Genomic DNA, 26,532 nt, shown 5'->3' with positions numbered 1-26,532 from the left:
GGATCAGGCTCCCTTCACTGCAGAAATGGCACCGCCGACCTTTTTCGCCACCCAGCGGATGCGATAGGCCACCAACGTGTCGCAAGCCAGCAGCGCGAACAGCAGCAGTCCCTGGAAGACGCCGGTCAGCGCCTTGGGCAGGCCCAGACGCGACTGCGCCAGCTCGCCACCGATATAAAACATGCTCATGAGAATGGCCGAGAAAATCATGCCCACAGGATGCAGGCGCCCCACAAAGGCCACGATGATGGCCGCAAAGCCGTAGCCAGCGGGCACATAGGGCGTGAGCTGACCCAGGGGGCCAGCGACTTCCAGCGCCCCCGCCAGACCGGCCGTAGCGCCGGAAATCAGCAGCGCCGTCCACAGCGCCTTGCGCGAGGAAAAGCCGGCATAGCGTGCCGCCGACGGCGCCAGGCCGCCTACCTGCAGCGCGAAGCCGGCGCGCGTGCGAAACAGGAATGCCCACAGCAGACCGGCACCCAGCAGCGAGATGATGACGCCGATATTCATGCGCATGCCCTGCACCAGCCGAGGAATCTGCGTGACGCGCTCGAAGCTCTTGGTCTGCGGGAAGTTGTAGCCCATGGGGTCCTTCCAGGGACCGTAGACCAGATAGCCCAGCACCAGCGTGGCCACATAGACCAGCATCAGGCTGACCAGGATTTCGTTGGCGTTGAAGCGGTCGCGCAGCAAGGCGACGATGCCCGCCCAGACCATGCCGCCCAGCATGCCGGCAATCAGGATGGCCGGCACGATCCAGGGTCCCGTGGTCTTGTCGGCCAGCAAGGCAATGCCGCCCGCAGCCACCGCACCGATGACGAACTGGCCTTCGGCACCGATATTCCAGACATTGGAGCGAAAGCATACGGCCAGCCCCAGCGCGATCAGCAACAAAGGCGTGGCCTTCACGGCCAGCTCGCCCAGGGCATAGCCCGATTTGATGGGTTCCCAGAAAAAGGCCTGCAAGCCCTTGACCGGATCCTTACCCAGCAGCGCGAACAGGCAGACCCCGACCAGCACGGTGATCAGTAATGCCAGAATCGGCGAGCCATAAGTCCAGAATCTGGATGCCTGGGGGCGTTGTTCCAGCTTAAGCATGGGCACCTCCCTGCACCGCAGCCGCATCCCACAGGCCGCTCATCCATTCGCCAATCTGCTGCACCGTGGCAGCCGCTCTATCCACCGAAGGACTCAGGCGGCCCTTGGCCACCACATGCAGGCGGTCGCAAATCTCAAACAACTCGTCCAACTCCTCACTGACCACCAGCACGGCGCAACCCTGGTCGCGCAGCTTGAGAATCTCACCCCGGATCTGCGCCGCAGCCCCAACATCCACCCCCCAGGTGGGCTGAGAGATGATGAGCAGACGCGGCTTGGCATCAATTTCACGACCCACGATGAACTTCTGCAGATTGCCGCCCGACAGCGACTGCGCAGCCGAGTTCGGACCGCCGGCCTTGACGTTGAAGCGGCCGATGATGTCCCGCGCCTGCGCCTGCAGCGCCGCCATGCGAATCCAGCCACCCTTGCCAACTGCGGTCTTGCGCGTCAGCAACAGGTTGTGGGCCAGGCCCATGCTGGGCACGGCTCCGCGCCCCAGTCGCTCTTCGGGCACAAAATGCAGGCCCATGCCACGGCGCCGACTAGGCCCCATGCGTCCGACGCCCTTGCCCATCAACTGCACGGCCTCTGCCTCGGAACGTGTGTCCTCGCCGGACAGCGCATACATCAGCTCTTTCTGGCCGTTGCCGGAGACGCCTGCAATACCGACGACTTCGCCCGCACGCACCTGCAACGCAATGCTTTGCAGATCGACACCGAAGGGGTCCTGGCTCCTGAGCGACAACCCCTGCACACGCAGCACGGTATCGCCGGTATTCGCCGTGCGGTGCTCCAGCTCCGGTGGCTCCGAGCCGATCATCATGCGCGACAGCGAAGCATTGGTCTCGTTGGCCGGGTTGCACTCCCCCGTCACCACACCGCCGCGCAGCACCGTACAGGCCGTGCACAGCGAGCGGATTTCATGCAGCTTGTGGCTGATATAGAGGATGGAGCAGCCTTCCGCAGCCAGGCGGCGCAGCACCACAAACAGCATCTCCACCGCCTGGGGCGTGAGCACCGAGGTGGGTTCGTCCAGAATCAGCACCCGGGGATTGGTCAGCAGGGCACGGATGATTTCCACACGCTGCATTTCGCCGACGGAAAGCGTATGCACGGGGCGATGCGGGTCAACTTCCAGACCGTAATCGCGGGCCGTGGCCTGAATGTTCTCGATCACCTTGGCCAGTGCGATGCTCTTGTCCAGGCCCAGCCAGACGTTCTCTGCCACGGTCAGCGTGTCGAACAGGCTGAAATGCTGGAACACCATGGCAATGCCCAGTGCCCGGGCTTCCTGCGGGTTGCGGATCTGCACCGGCTTGCCGTCGACCAGGATAGCGCCCTCGTCAGGCTTGACCGCACCATAGATGATCTTCATCAGCGTGGACTTGCCAGCGCCGTTTTCGCCCAGGATGGCGTGGATCTCGCCGGGCTTGACTTTCAGCGATACCTTGCTATTTGCAACCACAGCCGGGTACCGCTTGGTAATACCCTCCAGCTGCAAGCGCGCAGGCGCACTCTCAGAGGGGGAATGTGTCGGGGGGGGATTCATCGCTGGATTGTCTCTCAATTCAAATAACAAATTGACTCAAACAGGCTCTATGCGCTGAACAGGAATACGATACAAGCTATTGATTTCGCAGCGTTAGTGCAACATTGCGAACCACCTCTCGCAGCCAGCGTGTGGCGGCACCAGCATGCGAACGCGCATGCCAGAGCTGGTAATAGACCAACGGGGGGAATTCCACAGGGCAAGGCAATATGGCCAGGGACAGACGTTCGCTGAAACGCTCGCAGAACAATCTGCCCGAGGTCATGACAAGCAAGCTTGATGCCACCATGTCAGGTATCAGACTGAAATGCGCGCAGCGCGCCACCACCTGGCGACTCAGACCCATGCCCGCCAACTGCTCGTCTATCACGCCCAGGGCACCGGGATAGGCCGGCGTTGGCGCAATGTGCTCGGCCTCCAGCCATTGCTGTACATCCCAGCCCCTGCGCACTGCCGGATGCTTGGGACTGACCAGGCAGACCACCTCGTCCTCGAACAGCTTGGCCATGTGCAAACCTTCCGGAGGCTGCGGCCAGTTGCCGATGACCACATCGATCTCGCCATCGGCCAGTTGCCCCTCGTAATGCGCCTCGGCGCTCAGCGGCAGAAAGTCCACCGGACAATGCGGGGCCTGCGCTTTCATCGCCGACATCAGCCGCGGCAGGAACTGGGGATCCAGATAGTCGCTGGCCGCAATACGGAAAGTACGCGTCGAGGTACGCGGGTCAAAATGCCGCGCATCGCTGAACAGTCCTTCGGCGGCACGCAGAATGTCTGCCGAAGGCTGGACCATGCGCAGGCCCACATCGGTAGGCTGCATCTGTGCCCCGGACCGCACCAGCAGAGGATCGCCCGCCAGTTCGCGCAGACGCCGCAGGGCCGCCGAAACCGCCGGCTGGTGCATACCCAGCCGCAGGGCCGCCCTGGAGACGCTGCGCTCCGTCAGCACCGTGTGCAGCACCCTGATCAGGTGCAAATCTATCTTGTCGAACAAGGTCTGGTCGCGCATAGGTCACGGCCATCCGGGCACTTGGCACGGCCAGCCTCATCCATTTTGTATACAAAGCAGCCGCAGAGCGTAACTCAGTCAGCCCCTTTGAGCAGCCAAGGGATTGCCCTCTAAGCCGTCATATCTGCCTTGAATTCAGCATGCTCAATCCGGCTCAGACCGCCGCCGTCATCACTTCCACGCGGTTGCGCCCCTTGCGCTTGGCGGCATAGCAGGCCATGTCGGCCCCCTTGAAGGCGCTGGCCGCGGTGTGGTAGCTGGCATCCAGAAGCAACATGCCGATGCTGGCACTCAACATATAGCGCTGCCCCTGGTAGGAGCCCTCCCAGTCCTGGATGGCCATGCACAGCAGTTGCGCATGGCGCATTCCTTCTTCCCGGCTGATTCCGGCCATGAGAATCGCAAATTCATCGCCCCCCACCCTGGCGACCCAGCCATGGGGGCGCACCGTGGACTCGATCAACCGGGCGATATGACCGAGCACCTCGTCGCCCACCTCGCGCCCTCCCTGACGATTGACCTGGGAAAAGTGGTCCAGATCCACATACAGCACGATGCCATGCACCATGGGTTCGCTCTGCGAGCGCGCGATCGCATTCGCACGCCCCATGCTTTCCAGATAATCGCGGCTCGTATATTCCTGCAGCCATTCCTTGAGCCGCAGGGCGAAAGCCGTGCGGTTGGGCAGGCGCGTCAAGGGATCGTGCATGGCTTTCCAGCTCGATTGCTCGCGCAGCTGGCGCTGAGTGGTCACATCCTCGAGCTCCCAGACCAGATATTGGCCATCCAGCGCCTTTCCCGACTGTTCCCAGGCCCGATGCATGCGCAGCATGCTCTGGCCGTGAATTCGCACCCATATCGGCCTTGAATCTTTGCGCATCAGGCAGACTTCGCCATCAAACTGTCCGTAGGTATCCAGTGCCCGCCGGACCCGTCCCATCAAATCCTCATAGTCGGCCTCGCTGGCACACAGGTCGCGCACGGCCAGGCCCTGCATTTCCCGAGGCTGATAGCCCAATACCCTGGCGGCCTGCATGCCCACACGCTGCACCGTGGAGCCATGCGTCACGATCAGCCCCACGGGGGCATAGTCCATCAAGGTCTGCAGCTGCATCTGCAGTTCACGCTCCTGCTCGCCATGCGCCTCGTATCCTCCGCCCAGGGCCTGCAAGGCAGAGCGCAGAGTCTGGGCCTCTCCCCAGTCATGATCGGACAGGCCATGCCACCAGTTGGCGCCCCGGGTGGACGAATCCATCTCCAGCATCAAGCCGCGCCGGGAGGCCCGCTCTGCCGAGCGAAACAAGGCCGTCAACGGATAGGCGATCAGGCAAAGCACCACACCCAGCAGTCCGGCCAATGCCAGCAAGGCCGTGGCCAGCCAGCCCATCATCCTGGCCGAGACTCCGGGCACCCATTCCTGAACATCGCTGACCTTCAGCAAAGTCCATTGCGCCCAGGGCAAGGGCATGGCGCTCCAGAGCTGGTTGTTTCTCTGCTCGCTGACTGCACCGGCCTGCGCCATCTTGAGCCAGGCCCGATCGATTCCGCCCGGCAGCACGGCATCGCCCGCAGCGGCCGGCAATTGCCACTGTCCCTTGCTGCTGAAAGCCAGCGGACGCAGATCGCGATCAATCAGCAGCAACTGACCACCCGCTTCGGCAGAAGTGGATTCCAGCGAAAACAAGACCGACAAGGGTGCCCGGTAGCTGCCGCCAAGAACCCCCAACAGCTTGCCTTGCGGATCGCGCACCGGCACCACGTTCTGAAACTCCAGCTGCAGCCCTGCATCACCGGGACGTACCCAGGCCTGAGTAATGGGCTTGCCCTCTGCCAGCGAGCGCTTGAGCACTTCGCGCAGCGGCTCGTCGAGCTGCTCTGCGGAAAGCGCCTGCTCCTGGCGCAGATTGACCAGCAACTGTCCCTTGCCATTGGCAAGCTGGATCTGCTCGTACTGCTGCGCCATGGATGCGGGCTGCCTGAGCAAGGCCTCCAGAGACTCCTGGGAGTCGTGCATATGCCCCGCCAGCACAGCAGACAGAGCATGCAAGGGTTTTTGCTGCTGTTCGACCCTGAAGGCCAGCGAACGCGCCGCGTACTCCAATGCCTTGGTCTGCGCCGGCAAGGCTCCATCCGTGACGGCCCGGCGCAGGGAGTAGGCCACCCAGCCCGCAGCGCCGGCACCGGCCAGCAGCACAGCGATCATGGCAACCAGCACCATGCTGCGCAGCATGGGCCCGGGCCCTCTGCGTACCCGGCCAGCGTCTGCTGCGGCTGCAGCCTCCTCTGGCTGCGGCGGCGCAACCCAGGGAGGCTCTGATGGCAGTGAGAGGACAGCATCTGACATGGGCCTCAATATAGAGAGCCGATGTCTGCAACCCAACGAGAGGAAACCCCGGAGGTTGTCGATAAATGCTACGCCGAGCGGCTCCAGTCAGCGCATTGCCAGACGTTGCGGGGGCTCAGGGCCCGGCCCGGTATTTACCCCAGCGCCAGCACTTCCAGTGCGCCCGGCCTGGGCAATTCAATGACATTGCCCCGCCCGGCAATCAGACCATGCTCCCGCAACTGCCTGAGTACTCGCGAGAAGGTTTCCGGTGCGATCCCCAGCTGGGCGGCAATCATGCGTTTGCGCGCCTTGAGGGTGACACGCAAGCCAATGCCGTTTCCAGCCGGACTGGCATGGTTCAGCAACCACTGGGCACAACGGGCTTCTGCATCCTGCGCCAGGCGGCTGACCGCCAGGTCGGTCTGCGAGCAATAGGCCTTGGCCATATCCTTGAGCAGGTACTGCACGGCCGGAGCCAGCTCCGCCACAGCACCGAGAAAGCGTGCCAGAGGAATGATGTAGATGCGCCCTGCGGTCTGTGCCTGCATATCGAGGCAGGAAGGGCGATCCTGCAGCGCAAAAGCCGCGTCCAGCCAGGCCGGCCCGTCCACCTGTCCGAGGTGATGGCGCATGGCTGAATCCTGTCCCACACCCAGCATCACGCTGCCGCTTTCCAGGTACAGCACCGAATCGAGGGATTTGCGACGTTGCCTGAGCCAGTAGCCTGGAGCAAAGCTCTCGGGCTGCCCAAACGTGGAAGCGATTTGCGACATGGAGGGCATGGTGAACATAGAATGCACTGTGCCGGTCTTTTCGCCGATTCATGTTGAGCCACGTCAACAAGACATGGTAAGCAACAAAAAAGCCGCAGTGAAAACTGCGGCTTTTACGCTTCACAAGCCCATACTCAGTTCACGGCGGCGCCGGACTCGTACCAGGTCTTGATCAGATTGCGCTCGTCCTCGGACAGTGCGCCAGGGTTGCCGAAAGGCATTTTCTTCAGCTGCACCACCTGTTGGTAGATCTGCTGGGCGTGCGACTTCACAGCTTCGGGCGAGTCCAGACGGACAGCCTTTTGCTGGATGGCCGTGCCGTGGCAGACCACACAGTGCTGCTGGAAGATGGCATTGACCTTGGCGAAGCCTTCGCCACCAGCGGCAGCCGGTGCTGCGGCTGCAGGTGCCGTGGCTGCGCCTTCGGCGGCGGGAGCTGCTGGCTCGGCAGTGGCAGTCACAGCGGGCGCTGCAGGAGCAGCAGTCGCGGCCGGAGCAGGAGCGGCAGGCGCTGCAGCAATGGGAGCGGGAGCGGGCTTGAGCCACACAAAAACGGCCAGCAGAGCAGCCACACCGACAGCAGCGTAAGGCCAGGGGTGGTTGTTGCGACCCAGCTTGTAACCGTGGCGCATCACGAAGAACTGGCGAATGGCAGCGCCGGCAAACATCATGCCGATCAGCACCAGCCAGTTCATCTTGTGGCTATACAGCCAGCCATAGTGGTTGGACAGCATGGCGAACAGCACCGGCAGCGTGAAATACGTGTTGTGCACGCTGCGCTGCTTGGCACGTTGGCCGTGACGCGGGTCCACGGGCTCGCCAGCCTTCAGGGATGCCACCACCTTGCGCTGGCCAGGAATGATCCAGAAGAACACGTTGGCGCTCATGGAGGTCGCGATCATCGCGCCCATCAGCAGGAAGGCAGCCTGGCCGGGGAAGATGTGGCAGGCCAGATAGGCTGCGATACACACCAGCACCAGAACCATGGCGCCGACCGTGGCATCGCCATTCTTCTTCTGACCGAAGGTGCGGCAGATGAAGTCATACAGCAGCCAGAAGACCACCAGGAAGCCCAGAGCCGAAGCCACTGCAGCGCCGGTGCTCATGGCATTGGGGTCGCCGGGAGTGACCAGATAGATGTTGGCGTTCCAGAGGTAGGAGACCGTCAGCAGGGCAAAACCGGACAGCCACGTGGTGTAGCTTTCCCAGTAGAACCAGTGCAGGTGATCCGGCATCTTGGGAGGAGACACATTGAACTTCACGGGGTGGTAGAAACCGCCACCGTGCACAGCCCAGAGTTCGCCGTTGACGCCCTGCTTTTTCAGGTCGTCATCCACGGGCGGCGTCAAGCTGCTGTCCAGGAACACAAAGTAGAAGGAGGAACCGACCCAGGCGATCGCGGTAATGACGTGGAGCCACCGCAACAGCAGGCCGGCCCAGTCGAGAATGTAGCTTTCCATAGCTCTCAACCTTGGCAGCGTGGGGCTGCCGAACAACCTGCTCACCACTGCGGGCGCTCTGAGCAGAAGAAAAGGCCGCGCTCCCGGACGTTACACACGGGGCACCGCTGCGACCATTCTGTCGACCGAAAGTGTATGCAATTTTTGCTGCTACAACTCTCGAATTCGGGATAAACCACCCTAGAGATTTCCCTAGTACGAGAATCATGAGCAAGTATCGGGCCTGCTTTTTAGGGCATGCAACCGGCTGTCTGCATGCCCAATGCACCAAATCAGGGCATACCCCGCACCATCAGCTCGCAGGCAGACGCTGCAGAAGCTGTGCCGCCACCGCGACCGCAATCACCTCGGGCTCCTTGCCGGTAATGCCCGGCACGCCGATCGGGCAGGTGATGTGAGCCAGCTCCTCGTCGCTGAATCCTCGCCTGCGCAAGCGGCTGCTGAAGCTGGCCCACTTGGTCTTGCTGCCGATCAGCCCCACAAAAGGCAGGTCTCCTCGCTCGCGCTGGCGCAACAGGCATTGGGCCACCACTTCCAGGTCCTCGGCATGACTGAAGCTCATGATCAGCACCTGCGACTGCGGCGGCAGCTGCGCCACTGCGGCCTGGACCGGATCGGAATGCTCGCACTGCACGCCAATCTGCTCCTGCACGGGAAAGACTGCATCGCGGCTGTCCACCCAGATCACCCGATACGGCAGGCTGCGCAGAATGCGCACCAGCGCATGCCCCACATGGCCCGCACCAAACAAGGCCACGCATTGCGAGGGCTCTGGCATCAAGGCCCGCAGACGCTGGGCATCGCGGGCCTCAAACCATTCGAAGTGCAGCTCCAGAGCACCGCCACAGCATTGGCCCAGGCTGGGGCCCAGGGCATAGCGCTGGACATGCTCGCGCGAGGCGGCGCAATCCTCGTCCCACTGCACCAGCAACTGGCGCGCCAGTGCAATGGCCTGCCATTCCAGATGGCCCCCGCCTATCGTCCCCATCACCTCATCGGCAAACACAGCCATCCAGGCCCCCTCTTCACGGGGCACGGAGCCACGGGTGGCCTGCACCTGCACCCGGCACAGCGGCTGCTGCGCCAGACGGTTCAAGATTCCTTGCTGTGTTTCGCTCCACATGACTGAACGCCGATTGCTTTGATGACCGATATTCATGCATTTTCCGGTCCGCAATAGACAAACAAGCGTATGAGCACCTTAATCGGATGCATATCCGGGCCCTGTCTGACGAGTGGTTGCAGATTTTTCACGGGGCGGCATCGGAATTCAGCCCCAAGGCTGCGGCCCCCACCCATTTACGGCTACGCTTGGCGTCATGTCCGAAACCCACGACCCCTCCCGCGCCAAACCAGCCCGCCGTCCCCTGAACTGGCTGCGGACCGGGATGATGGCTGCCGTTGCCGCAGTGCTGACTGCCTGCCAGATCGCGCCTCAAAGCCCATCCATAGGCACGACGCCTGCCGACAAGGCCAGTCCAAGCTATCGCAAGCAGGCCGCCCAGCATCTGTACGAGCGCAACTCGGGCCGCATCTACAAGGGCATGCTGCCGCCCATGCTGTATGCAATCGGCGTGCTGCAGGTCCAGCTCGACGGCCAGGGCCGTGTGAAAAACCTGCACTGGATGCGCAAGCCCAGCCACGCTCCCGAAGTGGTGGCCGAGATCGAGCGGGCCGTGCGCTCCGCCGCCCCCTTTCCTGCGCCGGGTCGCAGCGTGACCTATACCGACACCTGGCTGTGGGACAAGTCGGGACGCTTCCAGCTCGACACCTTGACCGAAGGTCAGCTGGGCGAGTAACCCTGCATGGCAAGCGGCCCGCTCAAACAGCGGGCCGAAGTGCCGGCGCTGCGCCGGCTGCTCTCCTGGTTCATGGCGCTAGGAATCACCCGGCCATTGCAGCGCTGCGGTCCCTGCGCGAGAACAGCAAAATAAGTACCGGGAAGACGATCAGCACCAGCAGCGGCGCCATGCTGATACCGCCGACCACCACCAGTGCCAGCGGGCGCTGTACCTGTGAACCGATGGCCGTCGAGAAGGCTGCCGGAAGCAACCCCACGGCGGCCGCCAGGCAGGTCATCATCACGGGACGGAATCGCACCTCGCAGGCCTCGAGCACCGCAGCAGAGCGTTCCCGCCCGCGCGCCATCAGCTGGTTGAAGTACGACAGCAGGATGATGCCTTCCATCACTGCGATACCAAAGAGCGCGATGAAGCCAATCGCCGCCGAGACACTGAAAGGCGTGCCCGTGACGAACAGCGCAAACACACCGCCCACCATGGCCATGGGAATCACGCTCAGGCCCAGCATCGTGTCCGTGAACGAGGCGAAAGTGGCATACAGCAGCAGCGCAATCAGGACCAGCGTCACCGGCACGATCACAGTCAGACGATCGATGGCGTCCTGCAGATTGCCGAACTGACCGGCCCATTCCAGCCGATAGCCCGGTGGCAGGTTCAGTTTGGCGATGCGCTCCTGCGCCTCGTGGATGGCTCCGCCCAGGTCGCGGTCGCGCACGCTGAACTTGATGGGAATGTAGCGCTGCTGGCCTTCGCGGTAGATGAAGGCCGGGCCCGAGACCAGCTCCACCTTGGCAATCTCGCTCAGAGGGATCTGATGGACGCGGCCTGACTCTTCGTCCTTGGCGCCCACAGTCAGACGCTTAATGGCCTCTATGTCGTTGCGGTACTCGGCCGCCAGTCGCACCCGGATCGGGAAGAAGCGGTCACTGCCTCGCTCGAACAGATTGCCGGCCTCCGTACCACCTATGGCCGCCTCGATGGCGGTATTGATTTCCCCGGTGCTCAGGCCATGGCGACCCGCCGCGAGCCGGTCCACCTGGATATTGAGCGTGGGCTGGCCGAGCAACGTATACACACTCAGGTCAGTGATCCCCGGCACCTCGCTCATCACCTCCTTGATCTGCTCCGAAGTCGCCTTGAGCTGGTCCAGGTCGTAGCCGAACACCTTGACCGTGTTCTCGCCCTTCACGCCCGAAATCGACTCGGCCACGTTGTCCTGCAGGTACTGGGAGAAATTGAACTCCACGCCGGGGAACTCCTCCTCCAGCTGCGCCCCCAATTCGCGGATCAGGCGCGGCTTGTCCATGCCGGGACGCCAGTGCGCCCGGGCCAGCAAGGGCACATTGAACTCGGCGTTGAAGAAGCCGTTGGAGTCCGTGCCGTCATCGGTGCGGCCCTGTTGCGAGACCACGGTGTCGACCTCGGGCAGCGCCGAGATCTTGCGGCGGATGCGGTTCACCGTGTCATTGCCGGCCTCCAGCGAAATCGAAGACGGCATGGTGGCACGCACCCACAGATTGCCTTCCTCCAGCGTCGGCAGAAATTCCAGCCCCAGTCCGCGGATGCCGATCAGCGAGGCCAGCACCAGCACGGCAGCCCCGGCCACCGTGGTGAACTTGTTCGCCATGGCGGCGCGCAGCGCCGGCAGGTAGATGCGGCGCAGCTTGCGCACAAACCAGGTTTCGCGGTGCTCGGCGTTCTCCGACAGCAGCAATGCGCTCAGCGCCGGAGCCACCGTGAAGGTGGCGATCAGGCCGCCGGCCAGTGCATAGGCATAGGTTTGTGCCATGGGCCCGAAGATATGGCCTTCCACGCCGCTGAGCGTGAACAAGGGCAGGAAACCGGCCAGGATGATGATGGCCGCGAACAGGATGGGCTTGCTCACCTCGGTCGAGGCGCGATAGATAGCAGCCAGCTTGCCGGTAAAGCCGGCGGGCACGGGCGCCAGCGGTGCCTGCGAGTCTCCATGCTCGCCGTCGTTCGCATGGCCCGACAGATGCCGGAAGATGTTCTCCACGATGATCACCGTGGCATCGATGATCAACCCGAAGTCGATCGCCCCCAGCGACAGCAGATTGGCCGACTCGCCTCTGAGCACCATGATGCCGATGGCAAAGAAGAAGGCGAACGGAATGGCCGACGCGACCACCACGGCACTGCGCAGATCGCCCAGAAACAACCACTGCACGCCGAACACCAGCAGCACACCGAACAGAATGTTGAACAGCACCGTCCTGGTGGTGATTGCGATCAGCTCGCTGCGGTCGTAGATGCGTTCGATGCGAACGCCCGGCGGCAGCAGGTCGGATGCGTTGATGCGATCCACTTCGGCTTTCACGCGGGCCATGACCGGCGTGCTCTTCTCGCCGCGGCGCATCAGCACCGTGCCTTGCACGATGTCGTCGTTGTCGTCACGCCCTGCAATGCCGAGACGCGGAAGCTGGCTGACCTTGACCTCACCGATGTCGCTCACCCGCACCGGATTGCCGTTCGACTGCGTGAGCAGCGTATTGCGGATGTCGTCGATATGCTGGATCAGGCCCACGCCGCGCACCACGGCCGACTGCTGACCCACGTTGACGGTCTGGCCTCCCACGTTGACATTGCTGTCATTGAGTTTTTCCACCAGCTCCGACATCGTCAGGCCGAAGGCCGCCAGCTTGCTGGTATCGACCTGGACCTCGAAAACCTTGGTCTTGCCACCCCAGCTCGACACGTCCAGCACGCCGGGCACGGCCCGAAAGCGCCGCTCGACCACCCAGTCCTGCAGCGTGCGCAGATCGAGCACGCTGTAGCCGGGAGGACCCACGAGCTGATAGCGGTACACCTCGCCAATCGGGCTCCAGGGCGAGATCTCGGGCTGCACGCCGTTTTGCAGCGGCGGCAGCTGGGCCAGCAGGTTCAGCACTTTCTGCAGTGCTTCCTCGTAGGTCAGGTCATAGGTGAACTGCAGGCGCACGTCGGACAGGCCAAACAGCGAGATAGAGCGGATGGCGCTCAAATGCTGGGCCGTGGTCAGTCCGGTCTCGACCGGAATGGTGATGTAGCGTTCGATATCCTCGGCCGACTGGCCTTCGTTCTGCGTAATGACCTGCACGGCAGGCGGCACAGGGTCCGGGTAGGCCTCGATGTTCAGCTGGGTGAAGGCAATCACGCCCACTCCCAGCAACACCAGGAACATGGCGATGACCAGGCCCCGCAGTTGCAGGACCGATTTGATGAGTGCGTGGATCATGGCTTACCTGTTGTCTGCTGCAGAAGCCAGCGCGGCTGCGCGGTCGATGAACAGACTGCCCGCTGTGATGACCTGGTTGTCGGGCTGCAGCCCTTCGAGCACCTGCACCCAGCTTCCATTGACCAGGCCGGCCTTGAAGCTGCGCAGCTCGGCGCTGCCGTCGGCATTCAGGATCCAGACACGGGTGGCATCGCCCTCGTGGATCACGGCCTCGCGCGGCACGGCCAGGCTGGGCGCGGTTTCTCCTGTCAGGATGCGCACCTGCGCGAACATTTCGGGCTTGAGCAGGCCGTCGCGGTTGTCCACCACGGCGCGCACAAGCAGGCGGCGGCTGTCGCCGTCCAGCGCGGAGCCCACATAGCTGACCTTGGCACTGAAGGTCCGACCGGGCAGCGTCAGCACCGTGAAGTCCACGGGCTGCTGCAGGCGAACGGCTGCGGCATCGCTTTCGCGCACATAGGCCAGTAGCCAGATCTTGGAGATGTCTCCGATCAGCAGCGGCGCTTCACCATCACCCGAGCCGCCGTCCACGAACTGGCCGGGGCCCACATTGCGTTGCAGCACCACGCCGCCGATGGGGGAGTAGACCGGGGCGTCCGATGAGATGACACCGGTGTTCTCGAATTTCTGGATCTCGGCCCGCGTCTTGCCCAGCAGCTTCAGGCGGCTGCGCACGGCCTGCAGCGCAATCTCGGCCGAGCGCAGGTCGCTTTGTGCGGCAAGCAGGGCTGCACGCGCCTCATCCCAGTCCTTTTTCGATGCGGCTTCGTCCTTGTGCAGGGCGTTGAGCCGGGCCTCCACCGCCGCGCTCAGCTCGAGCTGGGACTTGGCCTTGCGGTAGTCGCCCAGGGCGGCGATGAAGTCTTTTTGCGTCTCGATGGAGTCCGAGGCTTCCACCGATAGCAGCTTCTGCCCGCGCTGCACCTTGTCCCCGGAATTGACCAGCAGCTCGGTCACGCGTCCGCCAAATGGCGAATAAATGCGGGTGAGGCGGTTTTCGTCCAGGGCGATCTTGCCTTCGGTCACCACCTCGGCATGGAACGGCCTGCTCTGCACCTGCTGGACGGTGAAGGCCGCACGCTGCTTTTCGCTGGGATGGAACAGATGCTGACGCGTCTTGGCTGCAGAGGCCTGCGTCGCAGCCGCCGCGGCAGGCATGCGCTTGCTTCCCCCCTGCCACAACAGCACCCCGCCGCCCAGCACCACGCAGGACGCCAGGATGGCCAGAACGGTGGCTTTGGGAGATAAGCGCAAAACAGGGTTGTGGTGATGCTTGTCCATATCAGTCGCTAGTTCCAGAAATATCGGTTCTCATCTGCCGCACGGCAGCCATCCGGCAAGGAAAGGCCCGGAGGCTTGGCTGTCGGGCCGCGTCCTGTCGGTTGTGCCGGTGCTAATCCTTGGATGCCACCGTGTCGGCCCTGGCCTGGTTCCACCAGCCGCCGCCAAGCGCCTGGAAGAGCGCAGCGGTATCGGCCAGCCGGGCTGCCTGGGCCTGTACACGCGCGATCACCGCTTCCTGGTAAGCCTGCTGGCTTGCCGTCAGGGCCAGCGCGTCCACCTCGCCGGCGGCGAGTTGCTTTTGCACCAGCATCAGTGCGCGCTGCGTGGCACGCTCGGTACGCACGGCCGCGTTCAGCGCTTCGGCGTCCGACTTCAATGCATACAGCGTATTGGACACATCCTGGAATGCGGCGATCACCGCCTCCTTGTAGAGCGCCGCAGACTGATCGAAGGCTGCTTGTGCAGCCTGGCGCTCATACATCAGCGTGCCGCCCGCAAACAGCGTCTGACTCATCTCGGCAACGATGCTCCAGAACGGATTGCCTGTCGCAAACATCTGGCCGAAAGCGGCCGCTGCTCCGCCGCGTGCAGCCGTGAGCGAGAACTGCGGCAGCATATTGGCCGTGGCGACACCGATCTGCGCACTGGCTGCCTGCAGCTCGGCCGCCGCCACGCGCACATCGGGACGCTGCTCCACCAGCCGGGAAGGCAGACTCAGCGGCAGCTCCTGCGGCAGCTTCAGCGAATCGATGCTGAACTGATGCTCGGGAGCCTCGGCCGGCAAGCGGCCGATCAACGCAGCCAGGGCGTTGCGCGATTGCTCCAGCTGCTTCTCGAGCTCTGGCAGCTGCTGCTCGCTCTGCGCCAAGGCGGCTTCCACCAGAGCGACATCCAGCCCGGCCACCTGGCCCACTGCCAGCTGGCGCCGCAGAATCTCCAGCGCTCTTGTATTGGCGAGCACAATGGCCCGGGTCGCGGCAATCTGATCGCGCACCGACGCCTGCTCGACAGCAGTCGTCACCACATTCGCAGCCAGCGTCAGATAGGTGGCTTCCAGCTGAAAGCGCTGCGCTTCTGCCGAGGCACGCAGGGCCTCGACCGCACGCCGGTTGCCGCCAAAAACATCGGGCGTGAAGCCGACCGACACCTGCGCCGTATGCAAGGTGAAGGGCGACTCGCCGGCATCCTTCTGGCGACTCGTCGTGTATCCGGCCTGCACCCTGGGCAGGTAGGCACCGCGCTGCGCCTTCACCATGGCCTGAGCCTGACGCAGCGCGGCCTGCGCCGCCGCCACGGTCGGATTGGCCTTGAGCGCCTCCTGCACCAGGGCATCGAGCTCGGGCGACTGGAAGTGCGTCCACCAGCGATCCGGCACATCGACTCCCGCCAGAAACTGCTGCGCCTGCCCGGTGCTTCCGGGCGCAGCGACGGTGGCGGCCGGGAACGCTTCGCGGGTGAACGCCGCATTGGCGGGCGGTGGCGGCCGCTGGAAATCGGGGCCGACCGCGCAGCCTGTCAGCAGCACCGCCCAGACCGGCAAGGCGAGGAGTCGCCGCCCCGTGGGAGCCAAGCTGCTGCTCGTTCTGAATACTATGGGGCTCACTCTGGAAGTGCTCCTTCCCAGTGCCGCAGGCCTGGGACAAAAAAGGTTCTTACGACAGGGCCGGCACCATTGCCAACTCTGCATCCCACTTATGATCGGCAGCTGCCGGGAGAGTCCCCCAACAGTGCCGACCAGGCCAGGACAGACGGTGTTCTGCAGCGCGTGAGGCTGCGTGACTTCGAAGCAGAACACAGCCGATCAGGCGCGGCTCAGGCGTCTGCGCAAAGCAGCAACGCCATGGAATCCACGGGCCTTGTTTCCATCGAAGCGCCATGTTCGATCACCATCCGCATTGGTTGTTTTCCCTCTCCGATGTGACAATCGCGGAAGACTTTTTGACTCTAGCAATCGAAGCTTGATCCAGCCCTTCCCCAAGCTTTCTTGAACCTTTCCGGATGACTTGCCATGCGCCTGCTTTTGATCGAGGACGACCTGGAACTGGCCAATGGCCTGGTGAACAGCCTTGCGCAATCCAACTACGCGGTGGACGCGGTGCACACCGGCCACGCCGCCACAGAGGCCTGCAAGACCACGGCCTATGAATTGCTGATCCTCGACCTGGGACTGCCGGACGAGGACGGCCTCAGCGTGCTGCGCCGTCTGCGCAGACAGGGCGTCGCGGCGCCCGTGATCATCCTCACGGCCAGATACGATCTGCAAGATCGCATCTCCGGCCTGGACGCGGGCGGTGACGACTATCTTCCCAAGCCCTTCGCACTGGGCGAGCTGGAAGCACGCATTCGCGCGCTGCTGCGGCGCGGATCGTCCAGCGGCGCCAGCCTCACGCTGGGATTTGGAGACCTGATGCTGGACCCTGCGGCACGCATCGCCACCGTGCACGATCATGAACTGATGCTCACGGCGCGCGAGATGGCGGTGCTGGAGCTGCTGCTCAGGCGCCAGGGCCGCATCATCAGCAAGCAGCAGATCATCGAGTCGCTCTACACCTGGGCCAGCGACATCAATCCCTCCTCCATCGAGGTCTTCGTGAGCCGCCTGCGGCGCAAGCTGGAGGACGCCGGCGCCGGTGTCGGCATTCGCATGCTGCGCGGATTGGGCTACCGCCTGGAGCAGCAGCCCCGCTCTCAAACCCATGAGTAAGTCGACCCGCTTCAGCCTGCGCAGACGCCTGCTGGTGCGCCTGTTCGGGCCCTTGTCCCTGACCCTGATCTTTGGCGCGCTGGGCACCATCTGGCTGGCCAGGCATATCGCCGCCGTCGTCTACGACCGCTGGCTTTACGACGCCGCCATGACGCTGGCCCAGCAGATCACGCATGACGGCGAGCGCTCCATACTCGACCTGCCCAAGGCGGCCAAGGAGATGTTCGAGTTCGACAGCATCGATGAGATCTCGGAAGAGGTGCGCTCGCTCAAGCATGGCGTCATGCTGCACAACGCCGACTTCCCGCTGCCGCCTAGCGGCCTGGCACTGAACACGCCTTATTTCTACGACGGCAGAATCGGCCCGCGCCAGGTTCGCATCGTGGCGGTGCGCCTGCAATACCCCAACGACGAGTTCCTCATCCAGGTGGCACAGACCCGGCGCAAGCACGATTCCATCATCGAGGAAATCCTGCGTTACGCCGTGCCACTGCTGGCGCTGGTGCTGATGCTGGCAGGTGTCGTGGTGTGGCTTGCCGTGGATTCCGGCCTCAAGGTCATTGATCGGCTCACGCGCAATCTGGATCGCTACGAACCCGAGAAGCTGGCACCGCTGGACAAGACAGAGGGCGTGCCGACAGAACTCGAACCCCTGCTGAACGCCCTGGATCAGCTGATCGCAAGAGTGGCGAACTCGCAGGATGTGCAGCAGCGCTTCATCGCCAACGCAGCCCATCAATTGCGCACGCCGCTCACGACCTTGCAGATACAGGCGGAGCGGGCCGTGCGCGAGCCCGACGAAGCCCGGCGGGCCGAAGCGTTCACGCATATCCTCACCGCCGTGACGCGGGCACGCCATCTCACCCACCAGTTGCTGACGCTGGCGCGCTCCGAGCAATCCACGCCGATGACGCCGGTGGACCTGGCCGCGCTGGCGCGCGACGAACTCGAACGCTGGGCCGATGCGGCCATTGCCCGCCACATCGACCTGGGCTATGAAGGTCCGGACCATGGCGTCTGGGTGCTGGGCACGGCGGTGCTGCTGCGCGAGCTGATCGGCAATCTGGTGGACAACGCCATCCGCTATGGCCAGTCAGGCGGCAGGGTGACCCTGAGCCTGCAGTCATCTCCCATCCTGCTGACCGTGGACGACGACGGCCCCGGCATTCCCGCACAGGAAAGGCCGCTGGTGCTGGAGCGCTTCTATCGCGGCCAGGACGGTCGCGGCGATGGCTGCGGCCTGGGTCTGCCTATCGTCAAGGAAATCGCTGCAAGGCATGGTGCGACGCTGAGGATTCTCGATCATCCGCGAGGCCGGGGAACCTGCATCGAAATCGCGTTTGCGCAGTGAGTCGGCGGGCTGCAGAGCACGGCCTGCGCGCTTGCTGCACGACTCCCGGGTCCGGCGCGCATACAGCGCATGCATGCTGCTGCGGCAGACAACAAAAAACCGGCCGAGGCCGGTTGTTTGTGGCAGCAAGCCAGTAAGGCTTATTCGACCACCTTGGTGATCTTGGTGCCCTGCAGCGATACGCCGGCCTCCAGGCCCGCATTGGTCAGCACATAGCTGGTGACGGGAGCCTGAGCAGTCGTGGTGTCCACGCTGCCGTTGGCGCCAATCCTGCCAGCGGCCACGGTGGCATCGGCGCCCACCGACCAGCCATCGCTATGCAGGAACTTGTCCAGCGCTTCCTGTGTGTTGAACACATAGATCACAGCCTTGGACTGACCACCCGCCTGCCAGCCGATGGAAGCCGCCGTGGTGCTGTAGAAGCCACGGTTCTGACCGCCCACGCGCAGCACGCCGCGGCCGTGCTCGACCCCCACCACAAAGCTGCCGCCAATCACCGACGGGAAGATCAGCACACCCTTGGCGCGTTGCACCATTTCCTTGGATCCTGGTGCGGTCTGGTACAGACGCTCCAGCGCTGCATTGGCACGCGTATTGATCGTCGTGGCATCAGCACGGGGCGCCGCTGCGGTTTCAGGCTTGGTCGTGGTGCAGGCCGTCATGGTCATGGCACCGGCAGCCAGTGCGGCAGCCATCGCAACAGAACGCAGAGAAATTTGACGCATACCTATATCCTTTCATGGGATGAATGTGTAGACACATTTCAGAGGCAGAAGGTCCTGCGGTCCGACATTGATTCGCTTTTGCACATCCCCCCGATGCAAAGCTGTCAGATGCAGGGTTGGCTCGATGCTAGTCGGCAGCCTTGCCGATAAAACTCGGCAGTTACAGCTTGCGCCATTGGCCTACAGAAGACAAGCGCAGGTGTCGAAAAATACCTACAACAAGGACATGCGCCAGGACCGGGCCTGATCTAAGCGCGATCAACCGAGAACACTGAAATAGGCGCTAGCATTGTTGATGTAGCCATAGCTCGGACGACAGGAAGTTCATGAAGTTCTGGAATTATTTTCACCACCCCAAGGCAGCGCTGGTTGTGCTGCGTGTCACGCTGGCCTTGCTCATGCTGCTGCACGGCTGGGCCAAGATTCGCTATGGCATCGGCAGCATCGAGGCCAAGATCGAGAGCCTGGGCGCGCCGGGCTTTCTGGCCTATGCGGTCTATCTGGGCGAAGTGGTCGCCCCCTTGCTGCTGCTGGTGGGCCTGTGGGTGGTGCCGGCAGCCCTGGTGATTGCGGTGAATATGGTGGTGGCATTTGCGCTGATGCACACCCGGCAGATTCTGATGCTCAACAACACCGGCGGCTGGGCGCTGGAGTTGCAGGCTTTTTACTTTGTGAGCGCCCTGGTGGTGGCCATGGCCTATTCCAAAGGCAAATAAGTCATTAAAAACAGGAGCGGCTTGCGCCTGTCATCTCTTGGTTTCAATGCCTTTTCATGCTGAAACCGTGAAATGACGTGCGCAAGCCGCTCTTGTTTTTGCCATGTCTCCCGCTTCGAGAGACTTACGTCCCGCTCAGGAGCCGCGATAAGTGGAGTAGCTCCAGGGGCTGACCAGCAGCGGCACATGGTAGTGCTGCTCCACATTGGCCACGCCGAAGTCCAGGCTCACCTTGTTCAGAAAGCTGGGTTCCGGCAACTGCACGCCACGGGCCTTGAAGTAGGCCGCAACGTCAAAGGTCAGGCGATAGGTGCCGACCTTGAGCGTGTTGTTGTCGAACAGCGGCGCATCGGTACGGCCGTCGTGATTGAGCACCAGGCTCTTGATCAACGTGGCCTTGTCGCCTTCGGTGGAAAACAGCTCGACGGCCATGCCTGCGGCGGGGCAGCCATTCATGGTGTCGAGAACGTGGGTGCTCAGGCCCATGGAAATCTCCTCACAGGCAGTTTGCCACTGCCCTTGGTTGTATCAAACACACGACTTGCGCAAAACGGGTTCAGGCAGGACGTCTGCCTCGGAAGGCAGGCCGTTGTTGCATTCTTGTCTGCGCAAGTCCTAAAACATCTATGCCATCACAAAGTCTGCCCGCGTGCGAGCGCAGCGCTTTGATTTCTAAAGTGTATACAGTTTCTGTACTCCATCAAAGGCTTTTCTGCCTTGACTTTCAGGCACATAGCCAGGTCTGCCCGGTTGGCTTCTTTTCCAGCCTCTATACACTGGTCCGACTCATCAAGCGAACAGGAGACAACGCATGCAATTGCGCACCACCGCCCTGGCAGCCAGCCTGCTCATCGCTCTGACCGGCCTGAGCGCCTGCAGCAGCACCGCAGCACCGGAGGCCGCCCGCATGGACGGCACGGCCCAGGCCAGCGGCAACGATGCCAAGGCCCAGGCCGCAGCGCCAGCCGTCACCCAGACTGCCGCCGCCCAGGCTGCCGCTGCCGCCTACGACTTTGATCTGGATGTCTTTCACCCCGTCATCGCCAAGAACGGCATGGTGGCCTCGGAGCAGGAGCTGGCCACGCAGATCGGCGTGGACATTCTCAAGGCCGGCGGCAATGCCGTCGATGCCGCCGTGGCCGTGGGCTTTGCCCTGGCCGTGGCCCTGCCCAATGCCGGCAATATCGGCGGCGGCGGCTTCATGATGGTGCACGATGCAAAGAGCGGCAAGGACATTGCGCTGGACTTCCGCGAAGTGGCCCCCAGGGGCGCGTCACGCACCATGTACCTGGATGCCGATGGCAAGGTCATAGACGGCAAATCGCTCCACACCCACTACGCCGTGGGCGTGCCCGGCACCGTGGCGGGCATGACGCACGCGCTCTCGCGCTGGGGCAGCATGCCGCTGGCCAGGGTCATGGCGCCGGCGATTGCGCTGGCAGACAAGGGCTATCCCGTCAGCGTCACCCTGGCCAAGACCCTGGAGCAGGAAAAAAAGCAGATGGGCCGCTGGCCGGCCACCCAGGCCGTTTTCTGGAAGAACGGAGCGCCGCTGCAAACCGGCGAGCGGCTGGTGCAAAAGGATCTGGCGCAGTCCCTGCGCCTGATCAGCCAGCAGGGCGCCAAGGCCTTCTATCAGGGAGCGATCGCGCAGAAGATCGCTGCTGAAATGGCGCCGCATGCCAATGCCATCACCCTGCAGGACCTGCGCGATTACAAGGTGGCCGAGCGCGAGCCCGTGCGCGGCAGCTACCGTGGCTACCAGATCGTGACCATGCCTCCGCCCTCTTCAGGCGGCGCGCATCTGATTCAGATTCTGAACATGATGGAGCGCTGGCCCATGAATCAATGGGGCGCCAACAGTGCACAAAGCGTGCACTACATGACCGAGGCCATGAAGCTTGCCTATGCCGACCGCTCGGAATACCTGGGCGACCCGGACTTCGTGAAGATTCCGCTCAAAGGACTGATCTCCAAGAACTATGCTGGCGAACTGGCTGCCAGCATCAAGCCCCAGCAGGCCAGGCCCAGCCAGGACATCCGGCCCGGCCGGCCCCAGGCCTATGAAAGCGACCAGACCACCCACTACTCCGTGATGGACAAGGCCGGCAATGCCGTGGCCGTGACCTATACGCTGAATACCAATTTCGGCAGCGGCATCGTCGCCAGGGGCACGGGCATTCTGCTCAACAACGAGATGGACGATTTCTCGGCAAAGCCCGGTGTGGCCAATGCCTATGGTCTGGTGGGCGGCGATGCGAATGCGGTGCAGGCCGGCAAGCGGCCGCTGTCGTCAATGACGCCGACCCTGGTGCTCAAGGACGGCAAGCCGGTCCTCGTCACCGGCAGTCCGGGCGGAGCGCGAATCATCACCACGGTGCTGCAGCAGATCGTCAATCACATCGACTTCGGCATGAACCCGGCCGAGGCAGCGTCCACGCCGCGCTTTCATCACCAGTGGACGCCTGACGAGCTGCGCGTTGAAAAAGGCTTCAGCCCCGATACGCTGGCCCTGCTCAGGCAGTGGGGCCACAAGGTGGCACTGAAGGCATCCATGGGCCGCTCGCAGACCATCGAGGTCCGTGACGGCCTGCTGCGCGGTGCCTCGGACCCGCGCAATCCCGATGGAAAAACCATGGGGTTCTGACGCTGAACAAAAAAGCCGCGCTCCCCCGAGCGCGGCTTTCACTTGAGGCGGCTGCTGGCCGTATGCGTGGCCAGTGGCCGCCCTCCCCACCTCTCTTTATTCAGCCTTCTGACCGATTTCGAAGTTGGCCTGGATTTCCAGGGCACGCACCATGCCCGAATGATCCCAGGCTGCGCCTCCGTGGGCCACGCAGCTGTTGAACAGTTCCTGTGCCTGTGCCGTGTTGGGCAGAGACACGCCCAGCTGACGTGCGCTGGACAGCGCCAGGTTCAGGTCCTTCTGATGCAAGGCGATGCGGAAGCCGGGATCGAAGGTGCGCTTGATCATGCGTTCGGCATGCACTTCCAGGATCTTGGAAGAGGCAAAGCCGCCCAGCAGGGCTTCACGCACGCGGGCTGGATCGGCACCGGCGCGCGATGCGAACAGCAGGGCTTCGGCCACGGCTTCGATGTTCAGCGCCACGATGATCTGGTTGGCCACCTTGGCCGTCTGGCCGTCGCCGTTGCCTCCCACCAGGGTGATGTTCTTGCCCATCTTGTCGAACAGGGGCTTGACGCGCTCGAAGGCTGCATCGGGGCCGCCGACCATGATGGACAGGGTGCCGTTCTTGGCGCCGACTTCGCCGCCGGAGACGGGAGCGTCCAGGTACTGGGCGCCAGCGGCTTCGATGCGCTTGGCGAAGTCCTTGGTGGCCACGGGCGAGATGGAGGACATGTCGACCACGATCTTGCCGGAGCTGCCCTTGAGGCCAGCTGCCACGCCGTCTTCACCGAACAGCACCTTCTCCACGTCGGGAGTGTCGGGCACCATGATGAAGATGATGTCGGCACGCTCGGCCACACCGCGAGCGGTGGTGCACTGGGTGGCGCTGGTTTCGGCGATGTTGGCAGGCACCTTGCCCACGGTGTTGACGAACAGCTGGTGGCCGGCCGCAATCAGGTGGCCGCACATGGGCGCGCCCATGATGCCCAGACCGATAAAGCCCAGCTTGAGAGACGATGCGTTCATGGTTGTACTCCTCAGTTTTCTTGATACTCAAATTCGGGGGCCGATGGCGCTTTGCGATCAGGCGCCACGGGCCTTTTCATCCGTTCAGGCAGCCACGGCGACCTTGCTCCAGCCGCCGATCTTCTGCAGCCAGCCCAGGCCGGACTCGGTGCCGTTGGCGGGCTTGTATTCGCAGCCGATCCAGCCGTCGTAGCCGATGCGATCCAGGTGTGCGAACAGGAAGGGGTAATTGATCTCGCCGGTGCCGGGTTCGTTGCGACCGGGGTTGTCGGCCAGCTGGATGTGACCGATGCGGTGCAGCTGCTTTTGCATGGTGGCAGCCAGCTCGCCTTCCACGCGCTGGGCATGGTAGATGTCGTACTGCACAAAGGCGTTGGGCGCACCCACTTCGTCCAGGATGGACAGCGCTTCATCCGTGCGGTTCAGGTAGAAGCCGGGGATGTCGAAGGGGTTGATCGGCTCGATCAGCAGGCGGATGTTGGCGGCGCTCAGGGCGGCGGCAGCAAAACGCAGGTTTTCCACGAAAGTGCGGCGCACCACGGCAGCGTCGACACCGGCAGGAACCTTGCCGGCCAGGCAGTTGAGCTGGGGCACACCCAGGGCGTGGGCATAGGTCACGGCCTTGGCCACGCCGGCGCGGAACTCGTCCACGCGCTTGGGGTCGCAGGCAATGCCGCGCTCGCCCGCATCCCAGTCACCAGCGGGCAGGTTGTGCAGAACAATCTTCAGGCCGGTGGCGTCCAGACGCTCCTTGATCTCTTCCACGGTATGAGCGTAGGGGAAGAGAAATTCCACGGCTTCAAAGCCTGCGTTTGCGGCACGCTCAAAACGCTCGAGGAAAGGCACCTCGGTGAACAACATGCTCAGGTTGGCTGCAAAACGGGGCATGATAAAAGTCTCCGGTAATCGTTAATAGTTGCAGGCGCTAGACGCCAAGCAAGGGCCTAAGGCGGCCGCGCCGCCCCTCAGCGAAGGTGTCGTCCCCCTCCCGCGCAGAGAGGGGGAAGCGGCAGAGCCGCTCAGGGGGAGTTTTCCTATCAGTCCAGCAGAGCCAGTGCGCTGGGCGCGTCGGCCTTTTCGGTTGCCAGGTCTTCGAACTCGACCACGTTGTCGATTTCGGCGCCCATGGAGATGTTGGTCACACGCTCCAGGATGCACTCGATCACCACAGGGGTCTTGTGCTCGGCCATCCAGGCTTCGGCCTGCTGCATGGCGGGGGCAAAGTCTTCGGCGCGATGAACGCGAATCGCCTTGCAACCCAGACCTTCAACGACCTTAACATGGTCAACACCGTAGCCGCGGGTCGCATCACCCTCATCCATGTTGATATTGTCGAACGCCAATTGCACGCAATAGTCGATCGAGAAAGCGCGCTGTGCCTGACGGATCAGACCCAGATAGCTGTTGTTCACCAGCACGTGAACATAGGGCAGCTTGAACTGCGCGCCCACGGCCAGCTCTTCGATCATGAACTGGAAGTCGTAGTCGCCGGACAGCGCCACGATCTTGCGCTGGGGATCGGCCACGCGCACGCCCAGAGCGGCGGGAGTGGTCCAGCCCAGAGGGCCGGCCTGGCCGCAGTTGATCCAGTTGCGGGGCTTGTACACGTGCAGGAACTGGGCACCGGCGATCTGCGACAGACCGATGGTGGACACATAGGTGGTGTCGCGGTCCAGCGAGTTGTTCATGCACTGGTAGACGCGCTGGGGCTTCATCGGCACGTTGTCGAAGTTGGTCTTGCGCAGGTACTCGACGCTGTTCTTGCGACCCTGGCACTCGGCCACCCAGGCCTTGCGGCACTTGAGCTTGCCGGCAGCCTTCCACTCCTTGGCGACGGCAACGAATTGCTCCAGAGCCGCCTTGGCGTCGGAGACGATGCCGTAGTCAGGCGCGAACACGCGGCCGATCTGCGTGGGCTCGATGTCCACGTGGATGAACTTGCGGCCCTTGGTGTAGACCTCGACCGAGCCGGTGTGGCGGTTGGCCCAGCGGTTGCCGATGCCGAACACGAAGTCCGAAGCCAGCATGTTGGCATTGCCGTAGCGGTGGCTGGTCTGCAGACCGCACATGCCGACCATCAGGGGGTGGTCGTCAGGGATGGTGCCCCAACCCATCAGCGTGGGGATCACGGGCACGTTCAGTATCTCGGCCAGCTCGACCATCAGGCCGGAGGCATCGGCGTTGATCACACCGCCGCCGGAGACCAGCAGGGGACGCTCGGATTCGTTGAGCATCTCGATGGCCTTCTCGGCCTGCTTGCGCGAAGCAGCTGGCTTGTAGGCAGGCAGGGGCTCGTAGGTGTCGATGTCGAATTCGATCTCGGCCAGTTGCACGTCGATGGGCAGATCGATCAGCACGGGGCCGGGACGGCCGGAGCGCATCAGGTGGAAAGCCTGCTGGAAGGCACGTGGCACCTGGGCGGGTTCCAGCACGGTGGTGGCCCACTTGGTCACGGGCTTGGCGATGGAGGCAATGTCCACGGCCTGGAAGTCTTCCTTGTGCAGACGCGAGCGGGGAGCCTGGCCGGTGATGCACAGGATTGGAATGGAGTCGGCGCTGGCCGAGTACAGACCAGTGATCATGTCGGTGCCGGCGGGGCCGCTGGTGCCGATACACACGCCGATATTGCCGGCCACCGCACGGGTGTAGCCTTCGGCCATGTGGCTCGCGCCTTCCACGTGACGGGCCAGAATGTGACCGATGCCGCCGTGGTTCTTCATTGCAGCGTACAGCGGGTTGATGGCCGCGCCGGGCACACCAAACGTCACGGTTACACCTTCTTTTTCGAGCACCAGGACTGCGGCGTCGATTGCTTTCATTTTGGCCATGAGGGTCTCCTAAA

General features: G+C 63.2%; 20 protein-coding genes. 5 read left to right on the top strand and 15 right to left on the bottom strand.

The genetic code is table 11. The features are described from left to right. Positions 1–3 precede the first annotated feature (3 nt). The 7 genes from DJFAAGMI_RS22925 to xdhC all read right to left on the bottom strand — a co-directional run bounded on the left by DJFAAGMI_RS22925 (position 4) and on the right by xdhC (position 9,341). Positions 4–1,098, bottom strand: a complete 1,095-nt coding sequence (locus DJFAAGMI_RS22925; protein WP_211459439.1) for an ABC transporter permease — start codon at positions 1,096–1,098, stop codon at positions 4–6. After that, complete coding sequence (locus DJFAAGMI_RS22920) at positions 1,091–2,650, bottom strand: ABC transporter ATP-binding protein (protein ID WP_211459438.1); 1,560 nt, start codon at positions 2,648–2,650, stop codon at positions 1,091–1,093. Before DJFAAGMI_RS22920 ends, DJFAAGMI_RS22925 begins: the two co-directional genes overlap by 8 nt. 76 nt (positions 2,651–2,726) lie before the next feature. Beyond that, the gene (locus DJFAAGMI_RS22915; protein ID WP_043006990.1) at positions 2,727–3,659 is read right to left on the bottom strand and encodes a LysR family transcriptional regulator; all 933 of its coding nucleotides are present in this window, start codon (positions 3,657–3,659) and stop codon (positions 2,727–2,729) included. 154 nt (positions 3,660–3,813) lie between these two features. Then, the gene (locus tag DJFAAGMI_RS22910; protein WP_211459437.1) at positions 3,814–5,889 is read right to left on the bottom strand and encodes a sensor domain-containing diguanylate cyclase; all 2,076 of its coding nucleotides are present in this window, start codon (positions 5,887–5,889) and stop codon (positions 3,814–3,816) included. Between the two features lie 248 nt (positions 5,890–6,137). Continuing rightward, positions 6,138–6,776 (bottom strand): Crp/Fnr family transcriptional regulator, encoded by a 639-nt coding sequence (locus DJFAAGMI_RS22905; protein WP_211459435.1) that lies wholly within the window; start codon positions 6,774–6,776, stop codon positions 6,138–6,140. 116 nt (positions 6,777–6,892) lie between these two features. Then, on the bottom strand, positions 6,893–8,218 hold the full coding sequence (locus DJFAAGMI_RS22900; RefSeq protein WP_211459434.1) for a urate hydroxylase PuuD: 1,326 nt from the start codon (positions 8,216–8,218) through the stop codon (positions 6,893–6,895). 292 nt (positions 8,219–8,510) lie between these two features. Further along, the gene (xdhC, locus tag DJFAAGMI_RS22895) at positions 8,511–9,341 is read right to left on the bottom strand and encodes a xanthine dehydrogenase accessory protein XdhC (RefSeq protein ID WP_211459433.1); all 831 of its coding nucleotides are present in this window, start codon (positions 9,339–9,341) and stop codon (positions 8,511–8,513) included. Between the two features lie 265 nt (positions 9,342–9,606). Between xdhC and DJFAAGMI_RS22890 the strand changes: the two genes are divergently transcribed. After that, positions 9,607–10,017, top strand: coding sequence for an energy transducer TonB (locus DJFAAGMI_RS22890; protein ID WP_019043604.1), 411 nt, complete (start codon positions 9,607–9,609; stop codon positions 10,015–10,017). Between the two features lie 85 nt (positions 10,018–10,102). Here the strand turns inward: DJFAAGMI_RS22890 and DJFAAGMI_RS22885 are convergent, their stop codons facing one another. The 3 genes from DJFAAGMI_RS22885 to DJFAAGMI_RS22875 form a co-directional block, all read right to left on the bottom strand. After that, positions 10,103–13,255 carry an efflux RND transporter permease subunit gene (locus DJFAAGMI_RS22885; RefSeq protein WP_211459432.1) on the bottom strand — a complete coding sequence of 1,051 codons (3,153 nt, stop codon included), beginning with the start codon at positions 13,253–13,255 and terminating at the stop codon, positions 10,103–10,105. 3 nt (positions 13,256–13,258) lie between these two features. Further along, positions 13,259–14,536 carry an efflux RND transporter periplasmic adaptor subunit gene (locus tag DJFAAGMI_RS22880; protein ID WP_211459431.1) on the bottom strand — a complete coding sequence of 426 codons (1,278 nt, stop codon included), beginning with the start codon at positions 14,534–14,536 and terminating at the stop codon, positions 13,259–13,261. Positions 14,537–14,648: 112 nt separating this feature from the next. Beyond that, on the bottom strand, positions 14,649–16,142 hold the full coding sequence (locus DJFAAGMI_RS22875; RefSeq protein WP_349305262.1) for an efflux transporter outer membrane subunit: 1,494 nt from the start codon (positions 16,140–16,142) through the stop codon (positions 14,649–14,651). A gap of 405 nt (positions 16,143–16,547) precedes the next feature. Between DJFAAGMI_RS22875 and DJFAAGMI_RS22870 the strand changes: the two genes are divergently transcribed. Further along, on the top strand, positions 16,548–17,243 hold the full coding sequence (locus DJFAAGMI_RS22870) for a response regulator (RefSeq protein ID WP_211459429.1): 696 nt from the start codon (positions 16,548–16,550) through the stop codon (positions 17,241–17,243). Then, complete coding sequence (locus DJFAAGMI_RS22865; protein WP_211459427.1) at positions 17,236–18,594, top strand: sensor histidine kinase; 1,359 nt, start codon at positions 17,236–17,238, stop codon at positions 18,592–18,594. Before DJFAAGMI_RS22870 ends, DJFAAGMI_RS22865 begins: the two co-directional genes overlap by 8 nt. Positions 18,595–18,734: 140 nt before the next feature. Here DJFAAGMI_RS22865 and DJFAAGMI_RS22860 read toward each other — a convergent pair whose 3' ends face one another. Then, positions 18,735–19,319, bottom strand: coding sequence for a BPSL1445 family SYLF domain-containing lipoprotein (locus DJFAAGMI_RS22860; RefSeq protein WP_043374513.1), 585 nt, complete (start codon positions 19,317–19,319; stop codon positions 18,735–18,737). A 326-nt stretch (positions 19,320–19,645) separates the two neighbouring features. Here DJFAAGMI_RS22860 and DJFAAGMI_RS22855 point away from each other — a divergent pair, with 326 nt between their 5' ends. After that, a complete protein-coding gene (locus DJFAAGMI_RS22855; protein WP_003052449.1) occupies positions 19,646–20,035 on the top strand; it encodes a DoxX family protein in 390 nt (129 codons plus the stop codon). Between the two features lie 135 nt (positions 20,036–20,170). On the opposite strand, the gene uraH is transcribed toward DJFAAGMI_RS22855, so the two are convergent. After that, on the bottom strand, positions 20,171–20,521 hold the full coding sequence (gene uraH / locus DJFAAGMI_RS22850) for a hydroxyisourate hydrolase (RefSeq protein ID WP_003070903.1): 351 nt from the start codon (positions 20,519–20,521) through the stop codon (positions 20,171–20,173). A gap of 325 nt (positions 20,522–20,846) precedes the next feature. Here uraH and ggt point away from each other — a divergent pair, with 325 nt between their 5' ends. Beyond that, positions 20,847–22,682 carry a gamma-glutamyltransferase gene (ggt, locus tag DJFAAGMI_RS22845; protein WP_211459419.1) on the top strand — a complete coding sequence of 612 codons (1,836 nt, stop codon included), beginning with the start codon at positions 20,847–20,849 and terminating at the stop codon, positions 22,680–22,682. Between the two features lie 96 nt (positions 22,683–22,778). Here the strand turns inward: ggt and glxR are convergent, their stop codons facing one another. The 3 genes from glxR to gcl form a co-directional block, all read right to left on the bottom strand. Continuing rightward, positions 22,779–23,690: a 2-hydroxy-3-oxopropionate reductase gene (gene glxR / locus DJFAAGMI_RS22840; protein WP_003063991.1), complete on the bottom strand. Its 912-nt coding sequence runs from the start codon at positions 23,688–23,690 to the stop codon at positions 22,779–22,781. Between the two features lie 84 nt (positions 23,691–23,774). Further along, positions 23,775–24,578 carry a hydroxypyruvate isomerase gene (hyi, locus tag DJFAAGMI_RS22835; protein WP_043008768.1) on the bottom strand — a complete coding sequence of 268 codons (804 nt, stop codon included), beginning with the start codon at positions 24,576–24,578 and terminating at the stop codon, positions 23,775–23,777. Positions 24,579–24,727: 149 nt separating this feature from the next. Beyond that, positions 24,728–26,518 (bottom strand): glyoxylate carboligase, encoded by a 1,791-nt coding sequence (gcl, locus tag DJFAAGMI_RS22830; protein WP_211459417.1) that lies wholly within the window; start codon positions 26,516–26,518, stop codon positions 24,728–24,730. Positions 26,519–26,532: the final 14 nt, after the last annotated feature.

Origin of the sequence: Comamonas brasiliensis (assembly GCF_018292285.1) — a bacterium.
Lineage (GTDB): Bacteria > Pseudomonadota > Gammaproteobacteria > Burkholderiales > Burkholderiaceae_C > Comamonas > Comamonas brasiliensis.
Note: the sequence above shows the minus strand (reverse complement) of the source record. Positions and strands in the feature narration are given on the sequence as shown.

Coding starts and splice junctions, on each gene's coding strand:
- DJFAAGMI_RS22870 (WP_211459429.1), top strand. CDS start 16,548: ATGCGCCTGCTTTTGATCGAGGACGACCTGGAACTGGCCAATGGCCTG.
- DJFAAGMI_RS22910 (WP_211459437.1), bottom strand. CDS start 5,889: ATGCTGCGCAGCATGGTGCTGGTTGCCATGATCGCTGTGCTGCTGGCC.
- hyi (WP_043008768.1), bottom strand. CDS start 24,578: ATGCCCCGTTTTGCAGCCAACCTGAGCATGTTGTTCACCGAGGTGCCT.
- gcl (WP_211459417.1), bottom strand. CDS start 26,518: ATGGCCAAAATGAAAGCAATCGACGCCGCAGTCCTGGTGCTCGAAAAA.
- DJFAAGMI_RS22915 (WP_043006990.1), bottom strand. CDS start 3,659: ATGCGCGACCAGACCTTGTTCGACAAGATAGATTTGCACCTGATCAGG.
- uraH (WP_003070903.1), bottom strand. CDS start 20,521: ATGGGCCTGAGCACCCACGTTCTCGACACCATGAATGGCTGCCCCGCC.
- DJFAAGMI_RS22920 (WP_211459438.1), bottom strand. CDS start 2,650: ATGAATCCCCCCCCGACACATTCCCCCTCTGAGAGTGCGCCTGCGCGC.
- DJFAAGMI_RS22900 (WP_211459434.1), bottom strand. CDS start 8,218: ATGGAAAGCTACATTCTCGACTGGGCCGGCCTGCTGTTGCGGTGGCTC.
- DJFAAGMI_RS22865 (WP_211459427.1), top strand. CDS start 17,236: ATGAGTAAGTCGACCCGCTTCAGCCTGCGCAGACGCCTGCTGGTGCGC.
- DJFAAGMI_RS22890 (WP_019043604.1), top strand. CDS start 9,607: ATGATGGCTGCCGTTGCCGCAGTGCTGACTGCCTGCCAGATCGCGCCT.
- ggt (WP_211459419.1), top strand. CDS start 20,847: ATGCAATTGCGCACCACCGCCCTGGCAGCCAGCCTGCTCATCGCTCTG.
- glxR (WP_003063991.1), bottom strand. CDS start 23,690: ATGAACGCATCGTCTCTCAAGCTGGGCTTTATCGGTCTGGGCATCATG.
- DJFAAGMI_RS22925 (WP_211459439.1), bottom strand. CDS start 1,098: ATGCTTAAGCTGGAACAACGCCCCCAGGCATCCAGATTCTGGACTTAT.
- DJFAAGMI_RS22880 (WP_211459431.1), bottom strand. CDS start 14,536: ATGGACAAGCATCACCACAACCCTGTTTTGCGCTTATCTCCCAAAGCC.
- DJFAAGMI_RS22905 (WP_211459435.1), bottom strand. CDS start 6,776: ATGTTCACCATGCCCTCCATGTCGCAAATCGCTTCCACGTTTGGGCAG.
- xdhC (WP_211459433.1), bottom strand. CDS start 9,341: ATGTGGAGCGAAACACAGCAAGGAATCTTGAACCGTCTGGCGCAGCAG.
- DJFAAGMI_RS22855 (WP_003052449.1), top strand. CDS start 19,646: ATGAAGTTCTGGAATTATTTTCACCACCCCAAGGCAGCGCTGGTTGTG.
- DJFAAGMI_RS22885 (WP_211459432.1), bottom strand. CDS start 13,255: ATGATCCACGCACTCATCAAATCGGTCCTGCAACTGCGGGGCCTGGTC.
- DJFAAGMI_RS22860 (WP_043374513.1), bottom strand. CDS start 19,319: ATGCGTCAAATTTCTCTGCGTTCTGTTGCGATGGCTGCCGCACTGGCT.